This window comes from Allobosea sp. 10N428 (assembly GCF_056394545.1).
This window is the reverse complement of sequence record NZ_JBFTIC010000004.1, coordinates 397,237-423,728: the sequence shown is the minus strand read 5'-3', so window position 1 is coordinate 423,728 and position 26,492 is coordinate 397,237. Positions and strand designations below refer to the sequence as shown.

The following is a 26,492-nucleotide window of genomic DNA, read 5'->3' as shown; positions in this document are numbered from 1 at the left end:
GCGGCTGCCGGAATTAAGGATACATTAGGGTTAACGTTTTATCACCGAACCACCAGAGGAACCCAGTCAGACGACGTTGTCGCGAGGCGATCCGGCCCATGATTCGAACGAAGCTCGCCTCCGACCTGCCGGCCTTCCGTGCTCGCCGACTTGGATTGACGATCGCGGTCTGCCTCGGGGCGCTGGCCCTGGCGGGTTGCCAGAGCCGTGGCGGCCTCGGGGATGTCACGGGGTCCATCTCCCGCAGCCCGGCGGCGCAGCCACGCACCGCGGCCGAATGGCAGGTCGAGCGCGAGAACTGGGCGAAACGCTATGAAGCCAATCCGAAGGATCGCAACGCCGCCTTCGCCTATGCCCGGGCGCTCCGGGCTCTCGATCAGAATGCGCAGGCGCTGGCCGTGCTCCAGAGCGCCGTCCTGACTTTCCAGGACGATCGCGAGTTGCTGGGCGCCTATGGCCGCTCGCTGGCCGATAACGGGCGGTTTCGGGAAGCGGACGACGTGCTCTCGCGTGCCCATTCGCCGGAGCGGCCGGATTGGCGCATTCTCTCGGCGCAGGGCACGGTCGCCGACCAGTTGGGGGATCATGAGAGGGCCCAGCAGATCTATCAGGCGGCTTTGAAGCTCGCCCCGGGCGAGCCGACGGTCATGTCCAATTACGGCCTGTCGCTCGCCTTGTCCCGACATCTGCCGGAAGCGGAGCGCGTTCTCGCCGAGGCGGCGGCCTCGCAGGGCGCCGATGCGCGCGTGCGTCAGAACCTCGTGCTCGTGCTCGGGCTTCAGGGCCGCTTTGCCGAAGCCGAAGCCATGGCCCGGCGCGACCAGAGTCCGGCGGAAGCCGCCGCGACGATCGCCTATCTCAAGCGCAGCGTCAGCCAGCAGAACAGCTGGGACCTGCTCAAGGGCGCGAAGGGCAAGCAGCAACCCGCCGCCAAGCCTCCGCTGGCCCGGGCGCCCGATGGCTCGGCCGATACGGATCGCCGTAGCTGAGACCGAGCTGAAGAAGCTTCCCCCGGTTCCCCTCGGCCGTATCGGCAAGCGTCGTGCATTGTCCCGGCTGGCCGGAAGCGGGCATTGGCGTCCCGGCAAAGCAGGCATTCAGGCCGACTGCCGAAGCCAGTTCGCCAGGCTGCCGTCATCTGGCTCTATCGACGGCGATACGCGCAGATGCGCCAGGCGACGCCGACGAACAGCGTTCGCAGGGGCGGGGGCGGCTTGTGGACCCGATGCCCATGTGGGAAGCTGGCTGAACGACGCCCCCACCGAATGCCCATGAACATCACGCTGAAGCAGATCAGGGCGTTTCTCGAGATTGCCAGGCTAAACAGCTTCACGCGCGCCAGCGATCGGCTGAATACGACGCAATCGTCGCTTTCCGTGCTGATCCGCGAATTGGAGGCCGAACTCGGGACGCGTCTCCTGGATCGCACCACCCGCAAGGTCGAGATTACCGAGGCCGGCCGCGAATTCGCTCCCTTCGCGGAACGGATGCTCATGGAGCTTGAGAACGGCTTCACTGCGACCCGCGAACTTGCTGCTCGCAAGAAGGGGCGGTTGAGCCTCGCTGCCTCTCCGCTGGCGGCGGCTGCGCTGCTTCCGAAGATCATCGCGAGCTTCCGCAACCTCTATCCGGGGATCAGCGTCGCCATCGAGGAGATTTCGCCCGAATTGCTGTCGTCCCGGGTGGCCGGCGGCCTGTTCGACTGCGGCATTGGCGTTTTCGACACGATGGATGACGGTTTGACCGCCATCTCCGCCTTCAGCGAGCGCCTGATGCTGATGTGCCCCCGCAATCACCCTCTGGCGGCGGAGCAGGAGGTCGAATGGCGGCAATTGGCCGATCACGACTTCATCTCTGTCAACCCGGACAACGCGGCGCGCCGGCGCATCGATCGCTATCTCGCGCTTGCCGGAGTCGAGATTCGCCCGGCCTTCGAGGTCAGGAACATGACCACGACGCTCGGCCTCGTAGCGGCCCAGATGGGCGTGGCGACCTGGCCGTCCTGGGCGGCGACGTTGGCAAGCGCCTATGATCTCGTGCTTCGCCCGCTGGTGCGGCCCGAGGCCTTTCATACGGTCTCGATTGTGATGTCGAAGGAACGGGCACCGTCGCCGGCGGTCGAGGCCTTCATCGATGTCGTCAGGGAGCAAGGCAAAGCCCTGATCGACCAGTCCTGAGGCGCCGCCGGCATGCCGCAGGCCGTCAAGGCGCGTTCGCACCCGGGAACCCGACATGGAATGCCACTCCGGGACCGGCATGGGTTGAGCCGCGGGGGGCGGGATGGCGTCACGTCCGCGCGGGATGAGGCGCCCCGAGCCGGCTCCAGGCCGGCGCACGACAGGCGTGGGTCGGTAACGCAGAGCCGTATGCCCGCGATCGCCAGAGCTCCATCCCATCCGGCGATTGATCGTGGAAGCCGATGCATTGAGCTGAAATCAGTATTTCCCCTGGCGGCCGGCCGCTGAGCATAATGCCCCCAAGAATAAAGATTCGGAGCGGCCGAGACCGGGCATGGGCCGGTCTCTATCCGCTGTTCTGGAACGATGTCGGCTCTTCTACTGGGTCCTAAAAACAACGCCGAGGGTGAAGAAGATGAAATTTCGGGAACACGTCAGGCCTGCATCCGTAGTCCTGGCATTTGCGGCCGCCATCTCTGCTTGCTGCGGCGTCTATGCACGGGAGTATTTGCCGCTCCCCAAGGAATTTGCCGGAAGAAGCTATTCCCCCGGCGTCGTCACGCATGGCGGCAAGCAGGTCTGGCTGGCGGGCGTGACCACGCTGCAGGACGAGCAGGGCAAGGCCCTGGCCGGTGATGTCGAGGGCCAGACCCGCTTCATCTTCCGCGAGATCGAGCGCCAGCTCGCAAAAGCGGGTGGCAAGCTCGAGGATGTCGTCACGATGACGGTCTACCTCACCGATGCGCGCAACGGCGCCCAGTTCCAAGCGGTTCGCAAGGAAGTGTTCCCGAAGAATCCTCCGGCTAGCGCGCAGATCACCGTGTCGGCCCTGGCTGTTCCCGGCTTCCTGATCGAGGTCCAGTGCGTCGCGGTGGTCGGCGACGAGAAGTAGCCGCCTCACGCCGGTGGGCGAGGGCTCAGCTTGTCGTCGCCCACCGGCCTCCTCTTGGCGGCAGGCGCCTTGCCGGCCTCTGCCGGCCTGCATTCACGCCGCCCGGCAAGCCGTCGTTCCGGCCGCGACGACGGTCCTCTGATCCATCACGCATCGGCCGTTCGATAGGCGGCCGGCAGGAGACCCAAAATGGGGCATGACGCCGTCCACGAACTGATGTGCAAGGCCGAGATCAACCGGCTGATCCACACCTATCCGCGCGGGCTCGACCGGCTCGATCGCGAACTCCTGCTCTCGATGGCGCATGAAACCGCGACCGTGGATTTCCCGCCGCTCTTCTCCGGAAGCTGGGCCGACTATGTCGCCTTCCTGATGAAGGCGCATACGAGCATGCTCTACAACCGGCACATCATGAGCAACATCCTCGTCGCGCTGAAGGGCGAGGGGGCTGTCAGCGAGACCTCGGCGACCGCGCATCTGATCGTCAAGCGTGACGATGGCGACATCGAGGAACGCACTGTCCACACTCGTTATCTCGACCGCTGGCGCTGCGATGGCGGGCGCTGGTCGCTGGCGCATCGCCGCACCATCCGCGACTACCGCCAGGTCAGGATCCTCACGGCCGCGGAACTCGCCGCCACGACCGAATACGCCAATGCCGGCGCGATCGGACGGCAGGATCCGTCCTACGCCCATTTCGGCGAATAGCCGGGCGCTGCACTTCGATCTCGAGGATTTACGGAGCGCCATCATGGGCAGGAAGCTGATCAGGAACGGACAGGTCGTCACGATGGATCGGGCCATCGGCGATTTCGCCATCGCGGACGTTCTGCTGGAGGACGATCGCATCGCCGCGGTGGCGCCGGGGCTCGCAGCCGATGCCGACGAGGTGATTGACGCCAGCGGCATGATCGTGATGCCCGGCCTCGTCAACGCCCATCTCCACACCTGGCAGACGGGTCTGCGCTCGATCGGTGCGGACTGGACCGGCCCGGACTACCACCGGATCATGCATGGCAACATGGCCACCCGCTTCCGGCCCGAGGACAATTATATCGGCACACTGGTCGGCGCCCTCGAGCAGCTCAATGCCGGCGTCACCACGCTCTTCGACTGGTGCCACAACATCACCTCGTTCGAGCATGCCGAGCATTCGGTCGACGCGCTGGAAGAGAGCGGACTCAGGGCCGTCTTCGGCCACGGTACTGCCAAACCGCTCAAGACGGTGTCCGACATCCCATTCACCCATGAGCCCCATCCGCGCGAGCGGCTGGTAAGGCTGCGGCGCGAGCGCTTCTCCTCCGACGACCGCCGCGTCACCCTGGCGGCGGCGATCCTCGGCCCGCAATTCTCGGTTCCCGAGGTGGTCGAGCAGGATTTCAGGCTGGTGCGCGAGCTTGGCCTCCTGTCGAGCTCGCATGCCGCGCGCCGTCGCGCCGATCAGGTCTCGCCGGAAGGATACCGGATCCCGGAACGGCAGGGCTTGCTCGACGAGAACCACAACGTGGTCCACGGCAACTACATCGACGACGAGCAGCTCAAATTGATCGTCGATTCCGGCGCATCCTTCACGGTGACGTCGATGATCGAATTGCATGTCCACCCTGCCGATCCGGTGACCGGACGCATTCGTGCCCTCGGCGCGCTGCCCTCACTCGGAGTCGACAGCATTCCGGCAGCGAACAGCGACATGTTCAACGAGATGCGCTTCGCCATGCTCTACCAGCGGGCGCTCGAACATCGCACCAACTATGCACAGGGGCTGCCGCCTTTGACGCAATTGCCAGTGCCCTCGCGCACCGCCCTCGAATGGGCGACGATCGGCGGCGCCAGGGCGATGCGGCTAGAGCATCTGATCGGGAGCCTCACGCCCGGCAAGAAGGCGGATGTGATCCTGCTCAAGGCCACGGATTTCAACCTGTTTCCGGTGCACGACCCGGTCGGGACGATCGTGCAGCAGGGCTGCGCGCATAATGTCGATACCGTCATCGTCGACGGGCAGGTCCTCAAGCGCGGCGGCGTGCTCGGCTATGATGCGGCCCTGCTGCGCCGCAAGGCCGGGGAGCTGGAAGCCTCCGCCGCCCGGATCATCCGGGAATCCGGCTATGTGCCGATGGCCGCATAACAAGAGCAAAAGCTCGATTTCATCACGGGAGAGATTGAGATGTCGGTGCGTACGCAATCGCAACGGTCGTCGGTTCGCGTCGTCGTCGCAGCCGCGCTGGGAAACGCCCTGGAGTGGTTCGATTTCATCATCTACGGCTATCTGGCCGTGATCCTGTCGCGGCTGTTCTTTCCCGCCGATGATCCGAACGTCGCCCTGATGCTGACGCTCGCGACCTTCGCCGTCGGCTTCGTAATGCGGCCGGTCGGCGCTCTTGTGATGGGCTACTACGCCGACCGGAAAGGCCGCCGCAGCGCCCTGACGATCACCATCTGGATCATGGCGCTGGCCACCGCCATGATCGGCTTCGCGCCGACCTATGCCACCGTCGGTCTGCTCGCCCCGGTGATCGTGCTGACGGCCCGCCTCATGCAGGGCTTCGCCGCCTCCGGCGAATATGGCAGCGCGGTCTCGCTCCTGGCGGAATCGGCGCCGCCGAACCGCAAGGCCACTTTCGTCGCCTGGCAGATGGCGAGCACGCTGCTCGCCGTCGTCTTCGCCGGCCTTGTCGGCTTCCTGCTGTTCAACACGCTGACGCCTCAGCAGATGGGCGATTGGGGCTGGAGGCTGCCCTTCATCTTCGGGCTGCTGATCGCCCCCGTCGGTTATTACATCCGGCGCCATGTCGATGAGACGCTCGACGTTGCGAGTGTTGCCAGGACGTCCTGGTCGGACGACATCCGCCAGATCTGGACGAAGCAGCGCCGCGCCTTCCTGGCGTCCTTCGCCCTGCTCGCCTTCGGCGGCGGCAATTTCTACATCATGTTCATCTACATGCCGACCTTCGCGGTCCGCGAGCTCAATCTCGGCCTGAACGCGCCCTTCGTCAGCACGCTGGTGGCGGGCCTCCTCTCGGCCGCCGGTGCGATCTTCTGGGCAGGCCGCGTCGATCGCGGCGCCTCGCCGCGCCTGCTCTACGGTATCGCCACGGTCGCGATCCTGCTGATCGCCTACCCGCTTTATGCCTGGATCATCCAGGCGCCGACGCTCTGGGGACTTGTGGCCCTGCAGGTGGCGCTGGCGATTCCCGGCAGCGTGATCGTCGGGCTGGGAATCGTCATGAACGCCGCGCTGTTCGAGCCGCGCATCCGGGCCTCGATCCTGGGTTTCAACTTCAACGTCTCCAACAGCATCTTCGGCGGGGCCGCGCCGCTGATGGTGAGCTACGCCGTCGCCACGTCCGGCGACAAGGCGGCAGCGGCCTATTACGTCATCCTCGTCGGGCTGATCGGGCTCATCGGCGTCTGCTGCCTGCCCGGCAAGGCCCACACCCCGCGGCAGCATGAGGGGCTGGGCGAGCCCAACGGCGCTCCTGCCTGACCATGAGCAGGCGCCGGTTTCGACCGGCAACGACAACAATACCAAAAAGGGGAATTCCGAAATGACCACCTCTGACGAAACCATGTCCCGCCGTGCCATGCTGCTCGGAAGCGTCGCAGCATTCGCGGCGACGGCGACAGCGGGCACCGGACTCGCGCAGGTGCAGCCGGAAGGCCGCTTCCGGATCGATACTCATCACCACATCTTCCCGCCAAAATACCTCGATGAGGTGCGCGAGCGGATCATCGCCCAGGCTCAGGGCTTGCCGACCGAGACCATGATCGGCTGGACGCCTCAGCGCTCGCTCGACGAGATGGAGCGCAGCCGGGTCGACCAGGCGATCGTCTCGGTGGCGGCGCCGGGCATCTTCTTCGGGGATGTCGAGCAGGGCCGGCGGCTCGCCAGGGCCTGCGTAGACTACGGGGCGGAGATGATCCAGAAATATCCGGGCCGCTTCGGCATGTTCGCGCCGATCCCGCTGCCGGATGTCGAGGGCAGCCTGAAAGCCATCGCATATGCGCTCGACGTGCTGAAGCTCGACGGCATCGGCATCCTGACGAGCTATGGCACGCGCTGGCCGGGAGACCCTGCCTTCGCGCCGGTCTTCGACGAGTTGAACCGGCGCAAGGCGACGGTCTTCGTCCATCCGCTGGCGCCGGATTGCTGCAGCAATCTGCAGGAAGGCGTATCCTCGGCGCTGATCGAGTTCCCGACGGACACGACGCGCTGCATCACCAGCCTGCTGTTCAGCGGAACGCTGACACGCTGCCCGGACATCAACTTCATCTTCGCGCAAGGCGGGGGAACGCTGCCCTTCCTGGCCGGGCGCCTGAACGCGGCGATGTTCTTCACGCCGGGACTGCCGGAGAAATTGCCGAAGGGCATGCTCTATGAGCTGAAGCGCCTCAACTACGACGTCGTGTCGATGGCGAACCCGATTTCGGTCGCGGCGCTTCTCCAGCTCGTGCCGAGCCAGCAGCTCTTCTTCGGCAGCGACTTTCCCTATCTCTCCGGCAAGGTCGTCGCCGACGGGCTCCAGAAGATCAGCCTACTGTCCCCTGCCGACCTCACGCAGATCGAGCGCGAGAATGCGCTTCGGCTGCTCAAAAGGGCATGATGATCGCCATCCGGCACCGGCAGTCCCTCTGGCGGGAAGATATCCACGCGGTCATCCGCCCCATCAGTCGCTGCCGGAGCCGTTTCATAGGGTTAGGCCCTTGCAAGACGTCGACAGGCCGCGAAGTCGGTGTGGCGTGGCGTGGCAATTCGCGATACTGTGCCGGATACTTGCCATGAGGAGATTTGGGCTTTTTCTCAGGCAAAGCGGAGAAGTTATGGTTCGATAACGCCGTCAATGCAGGCGTCCTTTACATGCGCCACGGGATCGAGACCGCACCGAAAGACGGGCAGTGCGTCGTCATCGAGGACGATGCAAGTGCTGTTTGCGACGTCGGCGGCAGGTCGCCGGAAGCGGGCGATTGGGCCGACGGGAAGGACGACGGCCCTATCGGGCTCACGCGGACGCATAGGCATCCGGTTGCCCGCGGAGCTCATTTCCAGCCACACGGCGCAGGATCGGTTGCCGCTGATCCTGCCGTAAAGCGGATGTGGCGAGGCTTCTTTACGCCCGTCGTCACTGTCATCGCTGCGGCGACGCTGCTGCTGTGCTGTGTAAAGCAAGTCGCTGCCGAGCCGCCTGCGGGCGATGGCGTGGTCGCTCAGGATGCGGGCTTGCCGAGCAGGGACTCGAAGACCGCCGTCCCTGAAGTCCTCCGAACCGTCGACAGGCAGCCCGGCCCGCCCGCGTCGGAGACGCCGACTATGCGGGAGCAACGAGCTGCGGCGGCGCCCGGGCCGGATGAGCAGCAACCAACGGGCCGGAACCCGCCGGAAGGTCTGGCGCGAGAGGCGGCCCTGGCGCAGGAGCTGGATCGAGCTCGGCGTACCATCGAGCGCTTGGAAGCGCAGTTGCAAGCGGGGCCGGCGGCCGAGCAGGTGCTGAAGCAGGAGCGCGAGCGGGCCGCGATCCTGGCGGACCACGCGGCGGCTGCGCGGCAGGAGTTGCTCGCAAGCACCGCGCAGCACCTCCGGGCCCTCGACGAGGAGCGCGCCCACAGCGCCGCATTGGCGAGCGAGCTGGCGATGGCGCGGCGTGAGATCGAGGCGCAGACGGCGCAATCGCACCAAGCCGACCCCGACACGGCGCCGCTCAAGCAAGCGGACACCGCCAACGCCGCGCAATCACTCGAACAGCAACGCCAGCAAATGGCTGCTGCCCTCGCGGATGCGGCGGCTGCGCGGCAGGAACTGACGGCTAACACGGCGCAGCTCCGTCAGGCGCTCGACGAAGAGCGAGCCAAGAATGGCGCCATGGCGAGCGAGCTGGCAACGGCGCAGCAGGTGAACCAAAAGCTGGCCGTGCAGTTCCGGCTGATCGGCGAACAGACGGAACTCCGCAGGCGAGCCTATGAGAAAGACGTGGCGGCGCTTCAACAGGCGCTCAGCCAGGAGCGCGACAAGGCGGCAGCCGGGGCCGCTGATCTTGATGCCGCGCGAAGCGCGGCTGCCGCGCGCATTCAGCCGGAAACGACGACAGGCAGTCCCGTTGCCCGGCAGGTCGCATCTGCCACCGGCACGGCCATCGCGTCGCCCGCTGCCCCGGACGTGCCGGGCGGCAGCGAGGCGGCGAGGATGATTGCGCGCGCTGCCGCGCTGCTCGGCCAAGGCGACATCGGAGCAGCGCGGATCGTGCTTGAGCGTGCTGCGGAGATGGGCAGTCCGCGCGCGGTCTTCATGCTGGCCGAGACATACGACCCCAACGTTCTCTCGACCTGGAAAACGTTTGGAACGCAGGGCGAGGTGGCGAGGGCGCGCGAGCTCTACGCGAAGGCGCATGCGGGCGGCATTCGGGAGGCGAAGGAGAGGTTCGAGACTTTGAGCCGATGATGCGCCTGCCAGGCCATGCGTCTTCGGTTCATCGTCCGATTAGTGCGCTCGCGAGGGAGTTCGAGGATGACGAGGTTTGCCAGACGAAGCCTGCTCCTGCTGACTGCCTTGATAGCGCTCATGCCGGGGCTTCAGCCGGCTGATTTGTTCGCGCAGACAGCCAAGGTCGAGGCCCAGGCCACTCCCTCGTCGCGTCGCATCCCGGCGCAGGCGACGGAACAGGACAAGATGAACGCCTGGACCGTCGGTCTTGCCGGCGGTTTGATTGAAGGAGCGCCCCTTCGTCTCGCGGCGGAGATGGCGCGCGTCGTCGATGACGGGCCGAATTTGCTTCTCCTGCCGATCGTTACGCGGGGCGCCACCGAGAACCTGAACTCGTTGCTCTACCTGCGCGGCGTCGATACGGCCATCATCAATTCCGACGCTCTGGACGAATACAAGGCGCAGCTGCCCCAGATCCGGCGTCGGATCACCTATGTCCTCAACCTCTTCCCGTCGGAGCTGCATATCTTCGTTCGGCCGGAGATCCAGAGCCTGGAGGATCTCGCCGGGAAGAAGGTGAACTTCAACACGCAGGGCACCGCTGCCGCCTATTCGGGGCCGCTGATCTTCAGCCGGCTCGGCATCAACGTCGACAAGACGTTCATCCCTCATCAGGTGGCGCTCGAGCAGATGCGCAAAGGTGAGATGGCCGGGGTCGTTTTCATCACCTCGAAGCCGGTCGACGCATTCGTGCGCGGGCGCTTCGAACCCGGCTTCAAGTTCCTTCCGGTCAAATACGACAGCAAGTTCGAGGATTACTATCTTCCGGCCGTGCTGGAGGCGGGCGAGTATCCGGGGCTGATCAAGCCGGGAGAGCGCGTACAGACGATTGCGGTGCCGACCGCGCTCGTCGCGTTCAACTGGGCGGCGCAAACGAACCGCTATCAGCGCGTAGCCCGTTTTGTGGATGTGCTGTTCTCCCGCATCGACAGGCTTCAGGGTCCCGGCTTCGACGCGAAATGGAAGTCGATCAACCTGGCCGCGACCGTCCCGGGCCTCGACCGCTTTCCGGCCGCCCAGGAGTGGTTGGACCGCCAAACGCGAGCACCGCGGGCTCTGCGATGAAGGCGGCCATGCTGTCCATCGTCTTCGAGATCGCTTGCGGAGCCGCGCTGGCGCAGGATGCGGTCGATCCGGTGGCGCATCTTCGCGCTTGCGCCGTGCTGGAGCCCGCTGCGCGGCTGGAGTGCCTCGACAAGCTGTCGCGTAGCATCGCGCCGACCGATCGCCCGGCGCCTGGCGAAGACAACTGGATCGTCAGCGAGACCACCTCGCCGATCGACTATGCTCCCATCGTCACCGCGACGACGCTTGCGAGCGGCGGATCAGAAGGCGCGTTGACGCGGCTGTCCATCTATTGCCGTGGCGGCCGAACCGAATTGGCGGTTTCAGGGCCGGCCGTGGCCGGCGGCAGCGCTGACGGCATCATCATCTACCGCATCAACGGCGCTCAGCCATTGCAGGTCGCAGCCGGGGCTTCGTCATTCGGTTCCGGCACCGCATTCAGGGCCGATGTCGTGCATCTGTTGTATTCCTTGCCCGACGAAGGCGGCCTCAATATCCGCCTCGTGGCCCGAGCCGGCACCTATGAGGGGCAGTTTGCGCTGGCCGGGCTGAAGGTCGTGCGAGCCAAGGTCGCCGCAGCGTGCAAGTGGCCGAACGTCGTTGCCAGGCCAAACAGTCGATAATCCTCGAACCGACAAGGGAGAAGCAGTGATGACTGGCTATGTGAAAATCGCGCGGGCTGCACTGGCCGGCGTCACTGCGCTCCTGATCGCCATGCCGCCGTCAGTGGCGCAGGAAAGGAAGCAGGCCACTGCGCAGGCATCAAAGCGAAACGCGTCGGAAACAAAAACGCACCGCCTTATCCTGCAGGTCAACTCCAACGAGCCTGCAACGATGAACCTGGCGCTCAACAACGCGACGAATGTTGCGCAATACTACAAGGATCTTGGAGAGCCGGTAGAAATCGAGATTGTCACTTTCGGCCCAGGCTTGCACATGCTTCGCGATGACACCTCCCCGGTCAAGGCACGGATCAAGGCGATCGCGGCGAGCACCCCGGCAATTTCCTTCAAGGCCTGCGGCAATACGCAGGAGAATATGGCCAAGGCTGAGAACAAGGAAATTGCTCTCGTGCCCGAGGCGTCGCTGGTAAAATCTGGCGTGGTGCGCGTGATGGAGTTGCAGGAGCGAGGCTGGACCTATGTCAGGCCGTGACATCCGTCATTGAAATCGATCGTAGATTTGCGTTGTTTCGTGTCGCGATGCGGTCGATCCGATGGATGAGATCTGCGAATTTCCAAGCGAGTCGGTGGCGAAGCCGATATCGAGGAGGATTAGGCCGGCGTGTTCCGAATGGAGGGAAGCGGAGAGATTCGACAGCCATGCTCTGGAGCGAACGCTGAACCCTCGGTCGAAAGGTTGGCGAAAGGTTGGCGGGCTACTGGCCGATAACCCGGCGACAAGCCTCCTCATAAAGTGGGGCGAACCGGGTAGGAAACCAGACAAGGAGCCTCGCCATGCGCATGCGCGCTGCCATTCGTTCTATCGCCATCGTCTCGCTCTTCGCCGCCACCTCGGCTTTCGCCGCCGACAAGGTCACCATCATGGTCGGTGGCTACGAGAAGCAGATCTACCTGCCCGCGAAGCTTGCCGAGAGCCTGGGCTACTTCAAGGATGAAGGTCTCGATGTCGAGCTTCTCAATGAAGCCGCCGGTGTCGATGCCGAGAACGAAATGCTCGCCGGCGTGGTCCAGGGGGTCGTCGGCTTCTACGATCACTGCGTCGATCTGCAGGCCAAGGGCAAGTTCGTTCAGTCGGTGGTCCAGTTCAGCCAGGCCCCGGGCGAGGTCGAGCTGGTTTCGTCGAAATACCCCGACGTCAAGTCGATGGCCGACCTCAAGGGCAAGACCCTCGGCGTCACCGGCCTCGGCTCCTCGACCAATTTCCTGACCCAATATCTGATGGTTAAGTCCGGCGTGCAGCTCAGCGACTTCACCTCGTTGCCGGTCGGCGCGGGCGCCACCTTCATCGCCGCCATGCAGCAGGACAAGATCCAGGCTGGCATGACCACCGAGCCCACGATCTCGCGCCTGCTGAAGACTGGTGAGGCGCGCATTCTCGTGGACATGCGCACGATCGAGCAAACCAAGGCGGCGCTCGGCGGCACCTATCCTGCCGCTTCGCTCTACATGCCGACCGCCTGGGTGGAGAAAAACAAGCCGATCGTCCAGAAGCTGGCGAACGCCTTCGTCAAGACGCTGAAATACATCAACACCCACAGCGCCGCGGATATCGCCGACAAGATGCCGAAGGACTATTATGTCGGTGACAAGGACGGCTATGTGAAGGCGCTCGCCGACGGCAAGGCGATGTTTACCGCTGACGGCGTGATGCCGCAGGGCGGCCCCGAGACCGTTCTCGCAGTGCTTTCCGGCTTCTCGAAGAACATCAAGGGCAAGCAGATCGACCTGTCGAAGACCTATACGACCGAGTTCGTGAAGGCTGCCAAGTAAGCTTCGGCGCGGAGGGCGGCCGGAACAGGCCGGCCGCATCTCCGCCGCCCCCTCTGATCGATCGCAATCGAGCGACGCCGCCTCGCGGCGAAGGAGGCCTCATGCCTGCAACCGACACGGCCAATAGCCCGGTCATCGAGCTCATCAACGTCTCGCGCCGCTTCATCACGCCGGATGGCAAGTCGATGACCGCGATCCGGGACTTCAACATGAGCGTGGCGCGCGGCGAATTCGTCGCCGTCGTTGGCCCCACGGGCTGCGGCAAATCCACGACGCTCAACCTGGTCACCGGCCTCGCGCGGCCATCGAGCGGCGAAGTCCGGCTGTTCGGCCAGCCGGTCACCGATATCGACCCGCGTATCGGCTTCGCCTTCCAGACGGACGCGCTGTTTCCCTGGCGCAGCGTCATCGACAATGTCGTCGCCGGCCCGCTTTTCCGCGGCAAGCCGCGCGACGAAGCCTACGCCAAGGCGCGTGAGTGGCTCGCCCGCGTGCATCTGAGCGGCCATGAGACCAAGTATCCGCACCAGCTCTCCGGCGGCATGAGGAAGCGCGTCTCGTTGGCGCAGACCTTCATCAACGAACCGCAAGTGCTGCTGATGGACGAGCCGTTTTCGGCGCTCGACGTGCAGACGCGCGTGGTCATGCACGAGGTGTTGCTCAACCTCTGGTCGGAGGCCAAGGCCTCGGTGATCTTCGTCACCCACGACCTCGAGGAGGCCATCGCGCTCGCCGACAAGGTCTATGTGCTGACCTCCGGTCCCGGCACGGTGAAGGCGATCTACCCCGTCGAGCTGCCGCGGCCGCGCATTGTGAGCGAGATCCGCTACCAGGACGATTTCATCGCGCTGTCCCGCCGGATCTGGGACGATCTTCGCGCCGAAGTCGAGCGCGGCGCTGCCCGCGACGAAGCCCGCGCAGCCTGAGGAGGGCGCCATGACCGACGCAGTTCTCACCACTTCTACCGGCTTTCGCCCCGGAACGTCCGACGCCGAAATCGAGGCCGCCGCGGCCAAGGCTGCCCGCCATCGCCGTCACAAGGTGCTGTTCTGGCGCTGGGCCATCCTGCTCGCCATCCTCGGCGGCTGGGAGCTCGGGGCCCGAACCGGCATCATCGACGAGTTCTTCTTTTCGAGCCCCAGCGCGATCTGGAGCAGGCTCGTCGAATGGACGATCGAGGGCACTTCGGAAGGCTCCCTCTGGCTGCACCTCTATGTGACGATGGAAGAGGCGACGTTGGGCTTCGTCTTCGGCTCCGTCGCGGGCATCGTCGTCGGCATCGCGCTTGGCCGCAACCAGATGCTGGCGGACATCTTCTCGATCTACATCAAGGTGTTCAACTCGATCCCGCGCGTGGTGCTGGCGCCGATCTTCATCATGATCTTCGGGCTGGGCATCGGCTCGAAAGTGGCGCTCGCCTTCGTCATGGTCTTTTTCGTCGTCTTCGCCAACGCCTTCCAGGGCGTGCGCGAGGCCGACCGGAACCTGATGGCCAACGCCCAGATCCTCGGCGCCCGCGGCTGGCAGCTTACCCGCTCGGTGGTGATTCCCTCGGCGATGAGCTGGATCTTCGCCTCGCTGCATGTGAGCTTCGGCTTCGCCATCATCGGCGCGATCGTCGGCGAATTCGTCGGCTCGCGCCACGGCATCGGCCTGCTCATCAACATCGCCAAGGGCACCTTCGACTCCGCCGGCATGTATGCGGCGATCGTGGTGATCATGATCGTGGCGCTCGTAGCCGAGTATCTGATGACCTGGGTCGAGGGCCGGCTCGCGACCTGGCGCCCGAAGCCGCTGCAGGATCAGCAGTGAGGCTCAAACCGAAGGTGATGGCTGGTCCTCGGCCATCGGTAGCCTGACTTCGACACGCAGCCCCGGCGGGGGCTGCGTTTCCATGAGCGCGATCGTGCCGTCATGGGCCGCAACGATCTCCTTCACGATCGCGAGCCCAAGCCCGGTTCCCTCGACCGTCGAGGGTGCAAGGCGGTGAAACCGCTCGAAAACCCGCTCGCGATCGGCCTCTGGAATACCCGGGCCGTTATCCTCGACGACGAGCAGAATCGCGGCGTTTGACGATGCCAGCCTCACGGCGACGCTGCCCCCTTCAGGGATGTGACGCAGGGCGTTGTCGACGAGGTTGGTCACTAGCTCGCGCAGCAAGGTGACGTGGCCGTTGATGGGCAGGGCGGCATCGGGAGCCTCGAAGGAAAGGTCGATGTCCTTATCGAAGGCAATGGCTCCAAGGCCTACGAGCACGTCGCGCGCGATTGCGCCGAAATCGAGCCGTTCCTTCCGCAGCGCCGCGCCGCCCGGTTCCGCCCGCGCCAGGGTCAGGAGCTGGTTCACGACCCGGCCCATGTTGTCGACGCCGCGCTCGATGGCTGAGAGCGCCTCGTGCCGCAACTGCGGATCGTCGTCGCGGCGCGCCATCGCAACCTGCGTTTTCAGAACGGCCAGCGGCGTGCGCAATTGGTGTGAAGCATCGGCCACGAAGCGCCTTTGGAGAAGGATGTAGACGCGCACGCGTTCGAGAGCGTGGTTGAGCGCATCGATGACCGGCCTGAGCTCGCCTTGCACGCGATTGCGGTCCAGCGCTGTCAACGATTCCGGGTCGCGATTGCGCAGTTCGTCGCGCAGCCGGAGCAAGGGCGCCAGGCCGCGCCGCAACCCCAGCAAGGCCAGCAGAGCGGCGATGCCGACCAGCACGAGCTGGTCTCGCAGCGAGCTCTGCCAGATCTCGTTCACCAGCCGGTCACGGCCATGCAGGGTCGTCGCGACGATGACGAGCGCGTTGCCGCCTTCCACCTTCGAGATCACGGGTTGAGCCAGGGCGACCGCGCGCACGGGCTCTGTGCGGAATTGGCCCTCGTAATAGGCGGGCTCCAACCCTTGGGGCGGCGCTGGCGGCTCCACCACATCAGGAAAACCCGCAATGAGTTCCCCGGACGGCGATAGCACCCGGTAGATCACCTTTTCGCGGTCGGGCGAGGCGAACATTTCCAGCGCCGAGGGCGGGATCAGCGACTCGACCCGCCCATCGCTCTCCTTGACCTGCTCCGCGATGACGCGCGCCGAAGCGAGCAGGGTTCGATCGGTGATCAGATCTGCCGTCCGCGTCGCGTCCCGGCGCAGGGTCCAGCCGTTGAAGGCGACGATGGCGGCCAATGGCAGCAGCAGCCAAGCCAGAAGCTCGGCGCGCAGGCTCCTACTCACCTTTCAGCCTCAGGGCGTAGCCCAGGCCGCGCAAGGTGCCGATCGAGACCCCTCCGCCGCCGAGCTTCTTGCGAACGCGGTGAACATAGATTTCGAGCGCATTGTCGGTCGCATCATCGTCGAGGCCGAAAACGGTATCGATCAGGCTCGCCTTGGGGACGATGCGACCACCCGCTAGAACCAGCGCTTCAAGCACGCTGTACTCGCGCGCCGTCAGGTCGAGGGGAGCACCACCGAGCATGAAGCGGCGCGCATCCGTTTCCAGGACCAGGGGCCCGAAGCTGACATGTGCGGTGCGGCTATTCTGACGCCTGCGGAGCTGGGCTCGAATCCGTGCCTCCAGCTCATCCGGCTCGAAGGGCTTGACGAGATAATCGTCGGCGCCGGCATCGAGCCCTGCGACCCGGCTCGATACGGCATCGTTGGCCGTCAGGATGATCACCGGCGCCAATCCGCGCCGCTGACGGAAGCGCCGCAGCAGCTCAAGCCCGGTCATGTTCGGCAGGCCGATGTCGAGGATAATGAGATCGTAGCTGTGCGTCGCGAGAGCCGCATCGGCGTCGAGCCCGTCATGGACGCAGTCGACGACGTAGCGGCTTTTCTGGAGCAGGCGCGAGAGCCAGTCCGCAAGCTCACGATTGTCCTCGACCAACAGGATGCGCACGTGCTCGGCAAACTCTTTCGCTGTGCGTCGGACTGACGCCTACCGTTGCCGGTCAGATGCCTCAAGGAACGCGATTGTCGCCGCGATGGCAAGGGATCCGAACGGCAGCGGTCCTTCCGCCGCCAAGGGAGGTGATCTGAAGACAGGATCTGAAGCGGACCTCGTCTCAGACCGAGCGAGTGCCGTATCGATCACGGCCGTCCCGCCGCCGCATAGCAGTTCAATCGCGCGGAGCAGGCGCCTCCATAAACGGAGCAGCACAGCAATCTCTATTTCAAAATTTTGGCGGCCCGATCTCCAGCAGGTCGGCGGGAGGCGCAATCTCGCGCAGGCGGCGTGTGGCGTCGGCTTCGGAAGGAGCCGCAACGGCCCGCTCAGGCGTCCTCCCCAAATGCGCCAGGTTCGGCCAGCAAACGACCGCCGCCGTCACGCATAGCTGCACCAGGATGAAGGGAGCGAGCGACGCCATAGCGGCCCGCAACGGCGCACGCCGGGTCGAGGCCGCCCGGGTCATCGTCAGCGCATAGCCGAGAGGCGGAAGCAAGAAGCTCGTCTGGAGTATGAGCAGGGTCAGGACCGCGACCCATTGCGCATCCTCGACCCGCATCAAGATCGGCGGCAGCAGGATCGGAATCAGCACGAAGATGATCTCGAAGGCATCGAGAACGAAGGCCGCCAGGAAGATCAGGCCGAGACCCGCCCCCAGAATTCCCAGAGGGCCGCCTGGCACCGCCTCCATCCAGCCAGCGACGAGCCGGTCGCTTCCGAGCACGCGAAAGACGAGCGTGAAAGTCGTCGCCGCAACCAGCAGCGCCATCAATGCACCGGTCATCGCCAGCGTGTCGTCGAGGACCGCCTTGAGCCGCACAAGATCCAGCTGACGGCTCAACACTCCCGCGACCAGCAGGCCGACCGCGCCCATCGCCGCGGCTTCGACCGCGTAGAAATAGCCGAGCGCGACGCCGACGAGCAGGCCGCCGATGAAGCCGACGGTGAGGAGCGCGAGAGCAGTCTCCCCCAGCGTCGGCACCGGCAGGCGCCGGCCGGGTTCCCGGCGCAGAAACGTCAGGGCGAGACAGGCCGCGAGAAACAACCCGGCCGGCAACATGGCGCCGCGGAAAACGTCCTGAGTGTTGACGATGCGATCTACCCGCCCGGTCGCATTGAGCGCGATCGTATGAGCTGTCATCATCGCATCGCCGAGCAAGATCAGGACGAGCGAAGGCGGAACCAGCACGCCGAGCGTGCTGGCAACCGTCAACAATGCGACGCTCTCGGCGGGCGGGACCTGATGTTCGGCCAGTGCCGGATCGATCGCTCGTGTCAGGGCAATCGCATTGGCGCTGACGGAACCGTTCATCGGTCCCAGAATGGCGCCGAGCGCCAGCGTCGCTCCGCGTGCGCCACCGAAGGGGCGCAGCGCCGCACGGAACAGAATTCGAGCGAGCGGCAAGCGGTTCAGCAGCGCTCCCATGAAGACGAACAGCGGCAACGCCTGCAGCAGATCGGATTCCAGCAGGCCGACGAGACGGCTCGGCAGCGCCGCAAAGAGCGCGACGCTGGAAGCATCGAGCACGGCCGACACGGCGGCACCTGCCGCCGCGAGGCAAATCAGAACACCCCAGACAGGCAACCCGGTCGCGATCGCGCCCAGCGCGACGCCGCCGAGCATGGCAAGGCCGACCCACTGGCTCACGCGCGCCTCCGCAGCAAACCGAGCAAGCCGGACGCGAAGACGAGCGCAGCCAGAATGAAGCCCGAGGCGCGAATGAGGAAATAGCCGGGATTGCCGGTATCCGGGAACGATTCGAGGACCCGAAGGCTGGCCAGCAAAGCCGGCCACCCGACGATCAGCAGGAACAGGGACCAGGGCAGAAGCCCAAGCACGATGAGCCCGATCTCCAGCGCCCGCCGCAGCCTCTCCCCGTGCCGATGCGCCAGAGCATCGCTCGCCAGGTGGGCACCGGAGCGTGTGGCTGCCGTCAGCGATACCGCGACATAGAGGGCGAACACGCATTGTCCGAGATCGTTGGCTTCACGCGACCAACCTTTGAAAAGATCGCGCAATGGCCATTGCAGGAACAGCAGAAGGACGAGCGGCAAGGCGAGCCATCGGGCTGCCAGACAAATCGCACCCAGGCCCCGATCGAGCCCGTCAACGATGACTTGCATGGATTCGCTCCGGAAGGGCATCTTTCAAATATTTTCCGTCATGTCGGTAGGCCTGCGGCGCAGGGCTGTCGCAACTGGCGCGTCGAGCGGCCTTTTCGCAGGCCGGGACGAGCCAGCTGACGGCCTGGCGCTCAGGGAGCGGGCTTCCAGTCGAGTTCGACCGCACTGCGGCCTTGCCTGGCATTGTAGCGAATGGCGGATTTGACGGAGGCCTCGACCTCGGAAGGATCGGCTCCGCGCGGACATCCGGTCGTATCGTATCGCARCGCCTGCCGACCCAACCAGACGACCCATTTCCGCTCAAGAGTTTCCAAAGGTTCGGTCGTCGGAAAGGGCTGCGAAACGTAGAAATGACGGTCTTGCTCCGAGCCTGCATAGCAGAAGCGCCAGCCAGCCGCCGGGCCAGCTAGCGCGGCCAGAGCCGGCGCATACATCAGAAAAAGCGCAAGCATCGCGAACCGCTGCCCGCCTCTCCCAAGCAAGTGCTTCATCCGGACGCTCCTGCGGATTGCGTTTTGCCTCACGCGGCAGGATCTAGGCGAACAATCCGGTCGCGACGGCCCACAGCAGGAAGATGCCCATGCCGGCCCGATAGATCACGAAGACCCAGCTCGACATCCGCTCCAGATACCGCATCAAGCCCCAGATCGCGGCGAAGGAAGCCAGCGAGCCCGCGATCAGGCCGACCGCCAGCAATGCTACGGCATGGGCGTCTATGCCGACCTTGGCGATCTCCCAGGCTTCCTTGAGCCCGGCAAGGCCGATGGCGGGCAGGCCGAGCAGGAATGACAACCGCGCAGCCTCGTTGCGCTTGAAGCCGAGAGCCAGCGCCGCCGTGAGGGTCGAGCCGGATCGAGAAACGCCCGGGATCAGGGCTCCGACCTGGGCCAAACCGACCAGCAGGAAATCCGGCCAGCGCGCCTGCTCCACCGAGCGGCGGTGGCTAGCGAACCATTCCGTCGCCGCCAGTAGCAATGCCATCACCAGCGATGTCGCGCCGATCACTTCCAGCGAACGCAAAGGCGAGCCGCAGCGGTTGAGCATGGGCGCGAGCGCGACACCAGCCAGGACGATCGGGACCGTCGCGACCACGATGCCGAGCGCCAGCCGGCCCGGGCCCGTGTCGAACTTGCGGGTCCTGAGCGCCGCGAGCCCCCCGACGGCGATGCTGCCGACATCGCGCCTGAAATAGCTGATCACGGCCGCCAGTGCGGCCAGCTGCATGAGCGCCGAGAAGGCGGAGCCGGGATCGGGCCAGCCGAGCAGGGCCGGCACGACCCGCATATGGGCCGTCGAGGAGATCGGCAACAACTCACTGACACCCTGGACCAGCCCGAGCACGGCGACCTGCCCGAAGTCGAGGGCAGCGAATCCGGTGTCGAGTCCGGCGGAACAAGCGGCGGCGGCCATCGTGATGGGTCTCGTGCGAAAAACGCCATGCGCTAAGCACGATCCGTTCCACGAACGGACGACTGGCTCGAGATGCCGAATGTGCCCGCGATCGGCCCCTTAATGCTTCTGACGGTACGCTTGCCCAATCCTGAGAGACCGGACGTCGATCTCGGCGAGTCTTGTCCTCGCTCCAAATTTTGCAGATTCTCCTAATCTACGGGGCAAGCCGCGCCTCGGGCGCTACCCTCAAAGATCGACGAGAACCCACAGCACCACGGCGTTGGCGGCCCCTTTTGACGTCCAGGTGTGTTCCGTCGTGGCGTCGTAATACACAGAATCGCCCTTGTTCAGCTCAAGCGGCTCGTAGAGTCGGCTGTGCACGACGAGCGTGCCTTCCAGCACCATTACGAAGATCTCCGCTTCGGACTTCGCCCAGGCAGGATATTCATCCGGAGAACGCGCCGTCACTGTCGTCAGTATCGGCGTGGCGCGCTTGTTCTTGAGATCGGCGCAGAGCAGGACGTTGTTGCACGTGCCGGTCGTATGCTTGCTCCCGCTGCCGGCCCGGCTGATGGCGCGGCGTCCGGCGAAGCTCACCGTGCCGTTGTCCTGACCGCTCGACAGCAGCGTCACCAGCTCGACATCGAGCCCGTGAGCGATGCGTTGCATCGTCGAGATCGTCGGCGATAGCTCGTTGCGTTCGATCTTGGAGAAGGCCGAGGCGGAAACTCCCGTCATCGCGCTGACGTCCTGAAGCGTCAGCCCCCGGCTTTTGCGCAGCTTGAGCAGCCGGACACCGATATCGACGCCACCGCGCGACTCGTCGCCGGCCTGCCAAGCCTCAGGCGGTTCGATATCCCCGCGTTCCGCCGCCGAGATTTCCGGCATCCCGATTCTCCTCGCCCCCCTGATGGGGATCGTCCTGTCATAATCTCTGGTTGCGAGGAGGGAAAGAGAATCGCGTCCCGCATGATCCAATAATTGTCGTATCCGACATTTATGTATTTTTGTGTTGACACTTTCCCGCCCCTGAAAGAGGCTCCATTCCCAACGATGCGCCGGCAAGAAACTGAGCGCGGTTGGCGAGGGGCCGACACGCGGGGAACCGGCAGCATCACTGCGGGGATGCTTAGATGACGCTTACGCACGACTCCCTCGGCGGTCTGTACACCGCGATCGTCACGCCGCTCGCCGCCGATGGGGCGGTCGATATCAAGGGGCTCCAGGCGCTGGTGCGCTTCCAGCTCGACGCCGGCGCCGCCGGCATCGTGCCGATCGGCGGGACGGGCGAATATCCGGTCTTCTCGCGTGCCGAACGCCGGGACATCGTCGCTGCCTGCGTCGACGCCGCGGACGGCAAGCCGGTGATCCCCGGCGTGCTCGCGACCGGCTATGAGGATGCGCTGGAGGCGGGCCGCGACTTCGCCAAGGTCGGCGCCTCGGCGGTGATGACGGTGACACCCTATTACGCGCCCGGCACCCAGGAGGGCATGCGCGCCTGGTTCGCCCGCTATCGCGATGCGCTGGATCTGCCGGTGATGCTCTACCAGATCCCGCGCCGCACCACGGTCGCCGCCTTCGCCGAGACCGTGCAGGCCATGGCCGAGGATGGTTCGATCATCGGCATGAAGTATTCGTCCTACGACATGCCGGACTTCATCCGCACGATGAAGCTCGCGGGCGACAAGATCGCGATCCTCTCGGGGGAGGAGCCGCTTTTCGCCACCCATGTCGCGCTCGGCGCGCGCGGCGGCGTGCTCGCTTCGGCGACGATCTATCCGCGAATCTGGATCGAGATCTTCGAACTCGCCCGTCAGGGCAAGCTGAAGGAAGCGCTCAAGCTTCAGGACAAGATCGACCCGGTGGTCGACGCCATCTATGTCGAAACGAACCCGGGGCCCCTGAAGGAATATATGGCGCTCGCCGGCCGGCCGGTCGGCGGGGTCCGCCTGCCGCTGCTGGGGCCGAGCCCGGACACGCTGGCGAAGCTCAAGCTGGCCGCCGAGCGGGCCAAAGCCGTCAGCCTCGCCTGAGCGGAGACGGTGTCGTGATCGAGACGCTTCGTGGCATCGTTGGCGACAAGGGGCTGATCACCGATCCGGCGGAGATGGAGCCCTGGCTCACCGACTGGCGCCAGCGCCGTCGCGGCCGCGCGCTCGCCATCGTCCAGCCGGCTTCGACCAAGGAAGTCTCCGCCGTGGTCGCGCTCTGCGCGGCCGAGGGGCAACCGGTCTTCCCGGTCGGCGGCAATACCGGGCTGTGCTTCGGGGCCGTGCCGGAAAGCGACCGCAGCGACAAGCCGGGTATCGTGCTCTCGCTGCGCCGTCTGAATCGCATCCGCGCCATCGACCGGGCGACCGGCATCGCCACGGTCGATGCCGGTGTCGTCCTCGGCGACCTGCACGCCACCGCCGCCGAGGCGGGGCGACAGTTCCCGCTGCATCTCGGCAGCGAGGGAAGCGCCCAGATCGGCGGGCTGATCTCGACCAATGCCGGCGGCACCGGCGTTGTCCGCTACGGCCCGATGCGCGATCTCGTCGCGGGGCTGGAAGTGGTGCTGCCGGACGGGCGCGTGCTCGCGGACCTCGCGGCGCTGCGCAAGGACAATACCGGCTACATGCTGCGCCATCTCTTCATCGGCGCGGAAGGCTCGCTCGGCATCATCACCGGCGCGGCGCTGCGGCTGCATCCGCAGACCCCGAACACCGCCCATGCCTGGGTCGCTGCTCCAGATCCAGCTGCTGCAGTCGCCTTGCTCGCCTCCCTGCAGGATCGCGCCGGCTCGTACATCCAGGCCTTCGAGCTAGTCTCGGCCTCGCAATTCGAACTGGTGCGTAAGCATGCGGAGCGAGCGCGGTTCCCCTTCGCGGAGATTCCGGCTTGGTCGGTGCTCATCGAGCTCGGCAGCGAAGACGCGACGGCGGCACTGTCGACGATCCTCGAAGAGGTCCTCGGTGCGGCGCTGGAGATGGGCGAGGTGCTCGATGCGGTGGTTGCGACGTCCGAGCAACAGGCCGCCGATTTCTGGCACATCCGCCACTCCGTCTCCGAAGCGAACAAGAAGGAGGGCATGAGCATCACGCATGACGTCGCCGTGCGCTCCTCGGATGTCGCGCCCTTCATCGCGGCGGCCGACGAGGTCGCGGCGAAGCTGTTTCCGGAAGCTTACAGCGAGGTGGTCTGCCATCTCGGCGACGGCAACGTGCACTACATCCTGATGTTCACGCACGCATTCTGGGCGGCGCTGCCTGATGCGGAGGCCTTCGCGCTGGAGGTCGAGCGGGCGATCCATGACGTCGCGGCGCGTTTCGGCGGCACCTTCAGCGCCGAACACGGTGTCGGCCGCAAGCTGACGGAGGAGCTGGAACGTCTCGCCGATCCGCTGCGCTACGAGCTGATGAACAAGGTCAAGACGCTGTTCGACCCGCAGAACCTGATGAATCCGGGTGTTTTGCTGGCGCCGAAAGCGGTTTGAAACGACGGAAAAATCCGCTGCCGCCTCCGGTGAGGGGCGGAAGATCACGGAAAGCCCGCAGGGGAAGCGGGAGCCTGCCTCACCAGACAGAACGGGGTTCGCCTCACAACGCCGGGAGAGAGAAAAATGACGACACGCAGGGATCTGGCAGGCCTTATCGGCGCTGGCGCGGTTGCTGCCGGCGCGCTGACGCTGGCTTCCAACGGAGCACGCGCACAGGCTGCCGGGCAGAACACATTCGACCGCATCATCGCCAACAAGAAGATGCGGCTGGGCGCTGTGACCTCGAGCGCCCCCTGGTTCACCAAGGACCCCGCCTCGGGCAAATGGAGCGGCCACTTCTATGCGATCGGCTCGGCGCTGGCCAAGGATATGGACGTCGAGCTCGAGCTGGTCGAGACGACCTGGGGCAACGCGGTGCTCGATCTGCAGGCCGACAAGATCGACATCATGTTCGGTCTCAATCCGACGCCGAAGCGCGCCATGGTCGTCGATTTCTCGAACGGCGTCTATGACAGCGCGCTGGTCGTCATCGCCAAGCCGGGCTTCGAGCCGAAGAGCTGGGCCGATCTGAACAAGCCGGAGGTCAAGATTTCGGTCGACGTCGGCTCGGCGCATGACCAGATCGCTACGCTCCTGTGCCCCAAGGCCCAGATCACGCGCTTCAAGACCATCAACGAGGCGATGCTGGCGCTGCGCAGCGGCCGCGTCGATGCGCAGTGCATCTTCTGGATGGGCGGCGTGCGTGCCGTGAAGGCGGACCCCAGCCTCGGCAAGGTGGTCGTGCCCCAGCCGTTCTTCGGATCGACATCGAATGCGGCGGTGCGCCGCGAGGCGGACAAGACCTGGCTCTTCTTCGTCAACACTTGGGTCGGCTATGCGCGCGGCCTCGGCCTCGTCCGCAGTGCCGTCGTCGAGAGCCTGGACCAGGTCGGCGTCAAGCCCGAGGACATCCCCGCGGGGATCACCCTCTAACGCTTCCTCGGCTTCCCGCGCTCGCCCGCGGGAAGCCCATCCATTCTTGTGAACGGCTTCGGTCCGCGAGGCCGCGCTGGGCGCGGGCAGGGTTGGCATGTCCTATACTTGGAACTTCGACATCGTCTGGAGTTACCGCTGGATCTTCCTCACCGGAACCGGCGTCACGATCGGGATCACGATCGCGGTCGTGATCCTCGGCCTGATCGTGGGTTTGGTCGCCGGCATCGCCCAGCTCTCGCGCTCCCCGGCGCTACGATGGCTGTCCTGGGCCTATATCGAAATGTTCCGGCTGACGCCGCTGCTCGTGCTGTTGCTGTGGTTCTACTACGCGCTGCCGATCCTGACCGGGATCAAGCTGGACGCGATCACCGCCGCGATTGTGACGCTGACGCTGTATGGCGGCTCCTTCTACGCGGAGGTCATTCGCGGCGGGATCGTCTCGATCGATCCCGGTCAAAGCGAGGCGGGGCTGGCTTTGGGCATGACGCCGGCGCGCGTGATGCGCCGCATCGTGTTGCCGCAGGCGATCAAGCGGATGATCCCGCCGCTCATGAACCAGTCGATCATCCAGTTCAAGAACACCTCGCTCGTCTCGGTCCTCGCTGTCCCGGACCTGCTCTATCAGGGCCAGGTGGCGGCGATGGACACCTACCGCGCGCTCGAGGTCTACACCGTGGTCGCTGCGATCTATGTGATCGTGCTGCTGCCGCTGACCGCGATCGTCAAGCAAGCCGAGAAGCGGCTTGCCCAGAGCAATTGAGGGCGCAGCGATGAGCTATAAGATCGAGGTCTCCGGCCTGCGCAAGAGCTTCGGCTCGCTCACAGTGCTGCGCGACATCAACCTCAGGGTTGAGGAAGCGCAGGTCGTCGCGTTGATCGGCCCCTCCGGTTCCGGCAAGTCGACGCTGCTGCGCTGCCTCAACCTGCTGGTCATGCCCGAGGGCGGCCGGATCCGCATCGGCGACGACAGCTTCGCCTTCGGCGACGGCTCGAAGCTGCCCGGCACCCGCGAGCAGGCCCGCTTCCGCTCGAATACGGGCATGGTCTTCCAGCACTTCAACCTGTTTCCGCACATGACGGTCGTCCAGAACGTCATGGAAGGTCCGGTCTCCGTGAAGGCGATGCGGAAGCCGCAGGCCGAGGAACTGGCCCGCAAGCTCCTGGCCAAGGTCGGCCTGAGCGACAAGGTCGACGTCTTCCCCAACAAGCTTTCCGGCGGCCAGAAGCAGCGCGTCGCCATCGCTCGCGCCCTCGCCATGGAGCCCGAGGTCATGCTCTTCGACGAGGCGACCTCGGCGCTCGACCCCGAGCTCGTGGGTGAGGTCCTCGGCGTGATGCGCGATCTCGCCGCCGAGGGCATGACGATGATCATCGTGACCCATGAAATGGGTTTTGCTCGCGAGGTCGCCGACAAGGTCGTCTTCATGCGCGATGGCGTGATCGTCGAGGAAGGCCCGGCACGCGATGTCATCGAGCAGCCTCAGCACGAAGCAACGCGGATCTTCCTCAGCCATTTCCACAATCGCGGCTGAGGCGGGC

General features: G+C 65.3%; 25 protein-coding genes. 19 read left to right on the top strand and 6 right to left on the bottom strand.

What is annotated here, in order from left to right:
* Positions 1-98 precede the first annotated feature (98 nt).
* The 14 genes from AC1DDA_RS16005 (at position 99) to AC1DDA_RS15940 (ending at position 14,871) form a co-directional block, all read left to right on the top strand.
* Complete coding sequence (locus AC1DDA_RS16005; protein ID WP_476796488.1) at positions 99-989, top strand: tetratricopeptide repeat protein; 891 nt, start codon at positions 99-101, stop codon at positions 987-989.
* A gap of 282 nt (positions 990-1,271) precedes the next feature.
* The gene (locus AC1DDA_RS16000) at positions 1,272-2,177 is read left to right on the top strand and encodes a LysR family transcriptional regulator (protein ID WP_476796487.1); all 906 of its coding nucleotides are present in this window, start codon (positions 1,272-1,274) and stop codon (positions 2,175-2,177) included.
* A gap of 508 nt (positions 2,178-2,685) precedes the next feature.
* The gene (locus AC1DDA_RS15995; protein ID WP_476796486.1) at positions 2,686-3,069 is read left to right on the top strand and encodes a RidA family protein; all 384 of its coding nucleotides are present in this window, start codon (positions 2,686-2,688) and stop codon (positions 3,067-3,069) included.
* A 189-nt stretch (positions 3,070-3,258) separates the two neighbouring features.
* Positions 3,259-3,777, top strand: coding sequence for a nuclear transport factor 2 family protein (locus AC1DDA_RS15990; protein ID WP_476796485.1), 519 nt, complete (start codon positions 3,259-3,261; stop codon positions 3,775-3,777).
* Positions 3,778-3,820: 43 nt separating this feature from the next.
* Positions 3,821-5,194 carry an amidohydrolase family protein gene (locus AC1DDA_RS15985; protein WP_476796484.1) on the top strand — a complete coding sequence of 458 codons (1,374 nt, stop codon included), beginning with the start codon at positions 3,821-3,823 and terminating at the stop codon, positions 5,192-5,194.
* 39 nt (positions 5,195-5,233) lie between these two features.
* On the top strand, positions 5,234-6,553 hold the full coding sequence (locus tag AC1DDA_RS15980) for an MFS transporter (RefSeq protein ID WP_476796483.1): 1,320 nt from the start codon (positions 5,234-5,236) through the stop codon (positions 6,551-6,553).
* Between the two features lie 61 nt (positions 6,554-6,614).
* On the top strand, positions 6,615-7,670 hold the full coding sequence (locus tag AC1DDA_RS15975) for an amidohydrolase family protein (RefSeq protein WP_476796482.1): 1,056 nt from the start codon (positions 6,615-6,617) through the stop codon (positions 7,668-7,670).
* A 185-nt stretch (positions 7,671-7,855) separates the two neighbouring features.
* Positions 7,856-9,499: a hypothetical protein gene (locus tag AC1DDA_RS15970; RefSeq protein ID WP_476796481.1), complete on the top strand. Its 1,644-nt coding sequence runs from the start codon at positions 7,856-7,858 to the stop codon at positions 9,497-9,499.
* A gap of 66 nt (positions 9,500-9,565) precedes the next feature.
* Positions 9,566-10,606 (top strand): TAXI family TRAP transporter solute-binding subunit, encoded by a 1,041-nt coding sequence (locus AC1DDA_RS15965; protein WP_476796480.1) that lies wholly within the window; start codon positions 9,566-9,568, stop codon positions 10,604-10,606.
* Positions 10,607-10,614: 8 nt separating this feature from the next.
* Positions 10,615-11,229, top strand: a complete 615-nt coding sequence (locus AC1DDA_RS15960) for a hypothetical protein (protein WP_476796479.1) — start codon at positions 10,615-10,617, stop codon at positions 11,227-11,229.
* 28 nt (positions 11,230-11,257) lie between these two features.
* Entirely contained in the window at positions 11,258-11,761 is a 504-nt protein-coding gene (locus AC1DDA_RS15955) for a DsrE family protein (protein WP_476796478.1), read from the top strand.
* A gap of 302 nt (positions 11,762-12,063) precedes the next feature.
* A complete protein-coding gene (locus tag AC1DDA_RS15950; RefSeq protein ID WP_441509797.1) occupies positions 12,064-13,059 on the top strand; it encodes an ABC transporter substrate-binding protein in 996 nt (331 codons plus the stop codon).
* A 101-nt stretch (positions 13,060-13,160) separates the two neighbouring features.
* Positions 13,161-13,985, top strand: coding sequence for an ABC transporter ATP-binding protein (locus tag AC1DDA_RS15945; protein WP_476780842.1), 825 nt, complete (start codon positions 13,161-13,163; stop codon positions 13,983-13,985).
* A gap of 10 nt (positions 13,986-13,995) precedes the next feature.
* Positions 13,996-14,871: an ABC transporter permease gene (locus AC1DDA_RS15940; RefSeq protein WP_441509795.1), complete on the top strand. Its 876-nt coding sequence runs from the start codon at positions 13,996-13,998 to the stop codon at positions 14,869-14,871.
* Positions 14,872-14,874: 3 nt separating this feature from the next.
* On the opposite strand, the gene AC1DDA_RS15935 is transcribed toward AC1DDA_RS15940, so the two are convergent.
* From AC1DDA_RS15935 to AC1DDA_RS15910, 6 genes are all read right to left on the bottom strand, one after another.
* A complete protein-coding gene (locus tag AC1DDA_RS15935; protein ID WP_476796477.1) occupies positions 14,875-16,272 on the bottom strand; it encodes a sensor histidine kinase in 1,398 nt (465 codons plus the stop codon).
* Positions 16,265-16,936, bottom strand: coding sequence for a response regulator (locus AC1DDA_RS15930; protein WP_476796476.1), 672 nt, complete (start codon positions 16,934-16,936; stop codon positions 16,265-16,267). Before AC1DDA_RS15930 ends, AC1DDA_RS15935 begins: the two co-directional genes overlap by 8 nt.
* Positions 16,937-17,210: 274 nt before the next feature.
* Complete coding sequence (locus tag AC1DDA_RS15925) at positions 17,211-18,632, bottom strand: TRAP transporter large permease subunit (protein ID WP_476796475.1); 1,422 nt, start codon at positions 18,630-18,632, stop codon at positions 17,211-17,213.
* Positions 18,629-19,108: a TRAP transporter small permease subunit gene (locus tag AC1DDA_RS15920; protein WP_476796474.1), complete on the bottom strand. Its 480-nt coding sequence runs from the start codon at positions 19,106-19,108 to the stop codon at positions 18,629-18,631. Before AC1DDA_RS15920 ends, AC1DDA_RS15925 begins: the two co-directional genes overlap by 4 nt.
* A 534-nt stretch (positions 19,109-19,642) precedes the next feature.
* Positions 19,643-20,518 carry an undecaprenyl-diphosphate phosphatase gene (locus AC1DDA_RS15915; RefSeq protein ID WP_476796473.1) on the bottom strand — a complete coding sequence of 292 codons (876 nt, stop codon included), beginning with the start codon at positions 20,516-20,518 and terminating at the stop codon, positions 19,643-19,645.
* Positions 20,519-20,746: 228 nt separating this feature from the next.
* Positions 20,747-21,388 carry a helix-turn-helix domain-containing protein gene (locus AC1DDA_RS15910; RefSeq protein ID WP_476796472.1) on the bottom strand — a complete coding sequence of 214 codons (642 nt, stop codon included), beginning with the start codon at positions 21,386-21,388 and terminating at the stop codon, positions 20,747-20,749.
* Between the two features lie 245 nt (positions 21,389-21,633).
* Between AC1DDA_RS15910 and dapA the strand changes: the two genes are divergently transcribed.
* The 5 genes from dapA (at position 21,634) to AC1DDA_RS15885 (ending at position 26,485) form a co-directional block, all read left to right on the top strand.
* Entirely contained in the window at positions 21,634-22,533 is a 900-nt protein-coding gene (gene dapA / locus AC1DDA_RS15905; protein WP_441509788.1) for a 4-hydroxy-tetrahydrodipicolinate synthase, read from the top strand.
* A gap of 14 nt (positions 22,534-22,547) precedes the next feature.
* Positions 22,548-23,975, top strand: a complete 1,428-nt coding sequence (locus AC1DDA_RS15900) for an FAD-binding oxidoreductase (protein WP_476796471.1) — start codon at positions 22,548-22,550, stop codon at positions 23,973-23,975.
* Between the two features lie 126 nt (positions 23,976-24,101).
* On the top strand, positions 24,102-24,950 hold the full coding sequence (locus tag AC1DDA_RS15895) for a transporter substrate-binding domain-containing protein (protein ID WP_441509786.1): 849 nt from the start codon (positions 24,102-24,104) through the stop codon (positions 24,948-24,950).
* Positions 24,951-25,047: 97 nt separating this feature from the next.
* On the top strand, positions 25,048-25,713 hold the full coding sequence (locus AC1DDA_RS15890) for an amino acid ABC transporter permease (RefSeq protein WP_441509785.1): 666 nt from the start codon (positions 25,048-25,050) through the stop codon (positions 25,711-25,713).
* Between the two features lie 10 nt (positions 25,714-25,723).
* On the top strand, positions 25,724-26,485 hold the full coding sequence (locus AC1DDA_RS15885) for an amino acid ABC transporter ATP-binding protein (protein ID WP_441509784.1): 762 nt from the start codon (positions 25,724-25,726) through the stop codon (positions 26,483-26,485).
* Positions 26,486-26,492: the final 7 nt, after the last annotated feature.